A 4858-nucleotide genomic window follows, 5' to 3' on the forward strand; every position below is an offset into this window, starting at 1 on the left:
CCGGTGCCGAAAGGGAGAAGCGAGGGAGCGACGCAGGAGCGAGGGAGCGCCGACCGTCGGCACCGGGTCCGAGCGCCCCGGAGGCGAGCGGGCGAATAGCAGCGGGCGCCGTCGCCGCTGCTCGCGGTGACGGCGCCCTCGGCGGAGCGCTGGTCCGGTCAGTCCCGGACGGTGACGACCGGGGCGACCATCAGCTGGGTGCGGCGCGGGTTGGCGGTGACGGCCGGCAGCTCGGTGCCGTAGGTGACGACGTCCTCGGGCTTGCGGGCGCCCGGGATCTTGCTGAAGTCCTCGACCGAGGCCAGCGTGGTCCGGCGCGGGTTCGCCGTGGAGCGGCAGGACAGCGTGGACTTGGTGGCCTTCTTCGCCAGGGACATCGAGAGCACCTCGTGGTCGTGGCCGGGTGGATCGCCAGGGATCCGCACCGGCCGGAGTGATTCCGATTGATTCGGAGGGGTTCTGGGCAGGCTGATCGGGGCCGTGCTCCGGAGAGAGCCAGGTTACGAGATCTCATTCCACAGACGCCGTGACCAAAGCTACACATTAGTCTGTGATTTTGCTCACAAATTGACGTGCAAATCACCGATAACCGACATTTCGCCGCATCAGAATTTTCGGACATTCCGTGCAGAACGGGCATTCCAGCAGGTCTGCGACTCTTTTCGATCTCGAGCCACGTTGGCATGTATCCGACGAGTGTCCGAAAAAGGCGGTATTCCGGTCCGGTTACCGCACAGTCAGTGAAATCCCGCGTGCGGTCGGTAGTGCCGGGCGATTGGTTCCGGCGGCCCTTGTTGGGATTCCCTCGCTGTGCTGGAATGCCACGGACCGTGGGTAGGGAGCAGTCCACCCCGGTGACCCGCTCTCCCGGACCGGCCGGGGTGCGGATGGAAACTCGACACCGTCCAGGCCGTGGCGACGCGGCGGGACGCCCGGTCCAGAGGTTGCGACGCCAGTGCAGGGACGTTTCAAAAGGGGTAGCGGCGCCGCGGGTGACCCGGAGTCGCGCGAGCCTGTGGCAGCCCCTCAGCAGGCGGCGGCCCCCGGCGGCCCGGCCGACCCGGTAGCGCCCGAGGCCCCCGCCCGCCCGGAGGACGACGGCCAGGACCGCAAGTCCACCCGGGACAAACTGCGGACCACCCTGACCAGGCGCCGCGCCACCGGTCTGAGCCGGCTCGCGATGCGCAACTGGCGCATCCGCACCCGCCTGATCGCGCTGCTCGCGCTGCCGGTCCTGGTGTCGCTGGTCCTCGGTGGCCTGCGCATCCAGACCTCGCTGCAGAACTCGCAGCAACTCGCCCAGATGGCCAACCTGTCCGATCTGGCCAAGAAGGCGACCAACCTCGCGGACGCCCTGCAGACCGAGCGCGACATCAGCGCCGGCTACATCACCAACAAGCCGAACGAGCCGCTGGACGACGAGATCGTCGCCGCCCGCAAGGCCACCGACGACCTCAGTCGCACCTTCACCACCTCCTCCGACAAGTTCGAGAACCTCGACCTCTCCGGCGGGAAGGCGCTGCTGTTCCAGATCCGCAAGGACCTGAACTCGATCGCGGACGCGCGCAACACGCCGTACCAGAACAACCAGAACATCCAGGCGACGATCACCGCCTACGACGTGATCATCCGCGACCTGCTGGACATCACCCAGGAGATCGCGCTCACCTCCAACAACAAGGACCTGCTGGTCGCCACCCGCGCGCTGCAGCAGTTCTCGCTGGCCAAGGACGCCACCTCGCAGCAGCGCGCGCTGATCAGCGCCGGTCTGGCCAACCCCAAGGCCCCGGACCTGAGCGCGAGCGACGAGTCCTTCGGCATCCGCCTGCGCACCGCGTACGACAACGCGCTCAACAGCTTCAACAACACATACGCCGCGCACGACCTGGACAACCTGCGCAGCCAGCTGAGCTACAACAACGTGGTCGCCGAGGCCGACCGCTACTCGCGCTCGATCCTCCAGCCGGGCGGCATCCACCAGACCGAACCGGTCTCGTACAAGGACTGGTACGAGAAGGCCACCACCAAGATCACCGCCGAGCGCCGGATCGAGTCCAAGCTGCTCGAGGACCTCGACGGAAAGGCCCAGGACCTGCAGTCCCAGGCCGACACCGAGGCCCTGATCATCGGTGCCGCCGTTGCCCTGACCCTGCTCGTCGCCCTCGGCGGCGCCGGTCTGATCGCCCGCTCGATGGTGCGCTCGCTGACCCGTCTGCAGACCGCGGCCGAGGACGTCGCCGAGCGGCGCCTGCCCGAGCTGGTCAAGACGCTCTCCGAGAGCGACCCGCACGACGTCGACACCACGGTCGAACCGGTCGCCGTCGACTCGACCGACGAGATCGGCCACGTGGCCCACGCGTTCGACATGGTGCACAGCGAGGCCGTCCGCCTCGCCGCCGAGCAGGCCCTCCTGCGCGGCAACATCAACGCGATGTTCACCAACCTGTCGCGCCGCAGCCAGGGCCTCATCCAGCGCCAGCTGTCGCTCATCTCGGAGCTGGAGAGCCGCGAGGCCGACCCGGACCAGCTGGCCAACCTGTTCAAGCTGGACCACCTCGCGACCCGCATGCGCCGCAACGGTGAGAACCTCCTCGTCCTCGCCGGTGAGGACCCGGGCCGCCGCTGGACCAGGCCCGTCCCGCTGGTCGACGTGCTCCGCGCCGCCGCCTCCGAGGTGGAGCAGTACGAGCGCATCGAGCTCGCCGCCGTACCGTCGGCCGAGGTCGCCGGCCGCGTCGTCAACGACCTCGTCCACCTGCTCGCCGAGCTGCTCGAGAACGCCACCTCGTTCTCCAGCCCGCAGACCCGCGTCCGGGTCACCGGCCACGCCCTGCCCGACGGCCGGGTGCTGGTCGAGATCCACGACACCGGCATCGGCCTCAGCCCGGACGACCTCGCCGAGATCAACGAGCGCCTGGCCAACCCGCCGACGGTGGACGTCTCCGTCTCCCGCCGCATGGGCCTCTTCGTGGTCGGCCGCCTGTCCCTGCGACACGGCATCCGGATCCAGCTGCGTCCGAGCGACTCCGGCGGCACCACCGCGCTGGTCATGCTCCCGGTCGACGTGACCAACTCGGCCGAGCGCCGGGCCCCCGGCCGTCCCGGCCCGGGCGGTCAGGGCAAGCAGCAGCGCGGGGTCGCCCCGACGCCGCGCCAGCAGCGCCAGATGCCGCCCGGCCGCCAGGGCGGTCCGGCCGCGCTCGGCCAGGGCCCGGCCGGCGGTGCCCCGCAGGGCGGCCGTCCGCAGCTCGGCCAGGGCACTCCGGCCGCTCCCGCCGCCCCTGCCGCGCCGACCGGCCCGGGTGCGCCCGGCGGCCGCGCCGGCGGACTGCCGACCCGTCAGGTCGGCCAGGCGCTGCGCGAGAACCCGGTTCCGGCGGGCCAGCAGGGCCCGGGTCAGCAGGGCCCGGGTCAGCAGGGTCCGGGTCAGCCCGGCCGACGCGGCCAGGGCCGGCCGGCGCCCGCCCAGCAGGGCCAGCCGCAGCAGACCCCCCAGCAGCAGGCTCCGCAGGGCCAGCCGCAGCAGTCGCCGCAGGGCGGTCTGCCGCAGCGCGCCCCCGGCCGCCAGGGCCCGCCGCAGGCCGGCCCGAACGGTCTGACGCGCCGCGGCCAGGGCCGCCCCGGCCAGGAGCGTCCGCGCCCCGACGCCGGTCCGGGCGCTCCGGCCCCGCGGACCGGCGAACAGCCGCAGCACGGCCGTCCGGGTGCGCCCGGCGCCCCGCAGCAGGGTGCCCGGCCGGGCAACCGTCCGCAGGACGGCCTGCCGCAGCGCGCCCCCGGCCGTCCGGGCCCCGCCGGCCCCGGCCAGCAGGGTCCCGGTCCGCAGGGCCAGCAGGGCCCGCGCCGTCCGCAGCGCCCCGGTCCGGACGCGCCGCAGCAGGGCCGTCAGCCGCAGCTGCCCCCGCAGCAGCAGCCCCAGCCGCTGCCGCCGGCCGAGCCGGCCCCGGTGGAGAGCACCCAGCAGTTCGCCCGGCCGCGCTTCGAGGCCAGCCAGATCGACCCGCGTGACCCGCTGGGCCTCGGCCTGGTGGAGCCGGTGCTGCCGAACGTGCCGAACCCGGCCCAGCCGCAGCAGCCCCAGCCGTTCCAGCAGCAACCGGTCCAGCAGCAGCCGGTCCAGCAGCAGCGGCAGGAGCCGATGGCGCTGCCGACCGGGCCGTCCGAGGCCACCGGCGAGCAGCCCTGGTACCCGCCGCAGGCCGACGGCCCGCAGCAGGCCCGGCCCCGGCCGTACCAGCCGCGCCGGCCCGGCACCTCCGCGCCGGAGTTCCAGCAGGAGGACCGGCCGCAGCGGACCCCGCGGCAGCAGGCCCCGCAGGCTCAGCAGGCCCCCCAGCAGCAGGCCCCGCAGGGTCAGCCGCAGCCGCCGCAGCCGGGTGTCGGTGAGGCGCCCTGGCGCCCGTCCGCGAACGACGAGCGCTGGCGCCGTGCCGAACAGGTCCGCGAGCCCTCGACCAGCGGTGTCACCATGTCCGGCCTCCCCCGGCGGACCCCGCAGGCCAACCTGGTCTCCGGCACCGCCGAGGCCTCCCCGCTGACCGGTCCCCAGGTCTCCCGGGCCCCCGAGGAGGTCCGCGGCCGCCTGACCAACCTGCGCCGCGGCATCCAGCAGGGCCGCCGCGCCGGGGCCGAGCAGGCCGCCAACCAGCAGGGCTTCCAGCATGGTGCCCAGCAGCCCGGATTCGATAGTTTCGGTGGCCGGACCGACGGCAACGGCGCAGATCACCAGGAGCGTTGAGTTGAACCAGATGAGCCAGGCCGCCCAGAACCTGAACTGGCTGATCACCAATTTCGTGGACAACACCCCCGGGGTGTCCCACACCGTGGTGGTCTCCGCGGACGGCCTCCTGCTGTGCAT

At 72.8% G+C, this 4858-nt stretch carries 3 protein-coding genes; 2 read left to right on the forward strand and 1 reads right to left on the reverse strand.

Annotated features, from left to right (window positions below; all coding sequences use genetic code 11):
* Positions 1–158 precede the first annotated feature (158 nt).
* Complete coding sequence (locus tag ACWCYO_RS40200; RefSeq protein ID WP_030288065.1) at positions 159–377, reverse strand: hypothetical protein; 219 nt, start codon at positions 375–377, stop codon at positions 159–161.
* Positions 378–1015: 638 nt separating this feature from the next.
* On the opposite strand from ACWCYO_RS40200, the gene ACWCYO_RS40205 reads away from it, so the two are divergent.
* Entirely contained in the window at positions 1016–4738 is a 3723-nt protein-coding gene (locus tag ACWCYO_RS40205) for a sensor histidine kinase (RefSeq protein WP_449786997.1), read from the forward strand.
* A 10-nt stretch (positions 4739–4748) separates the two neighbouring features.
* A partial coding sequence (locus tag ACWCYO_RS40210; protein WP_402508300.1) for a roadblock/LC7 domain-containing protein occupies positions 4749–4858 on the forward strand: 110 nt, incomplete at its 3' end.

The organism is Kitasatospora sp. NPDC001683 (assembly GCF_053596495.1).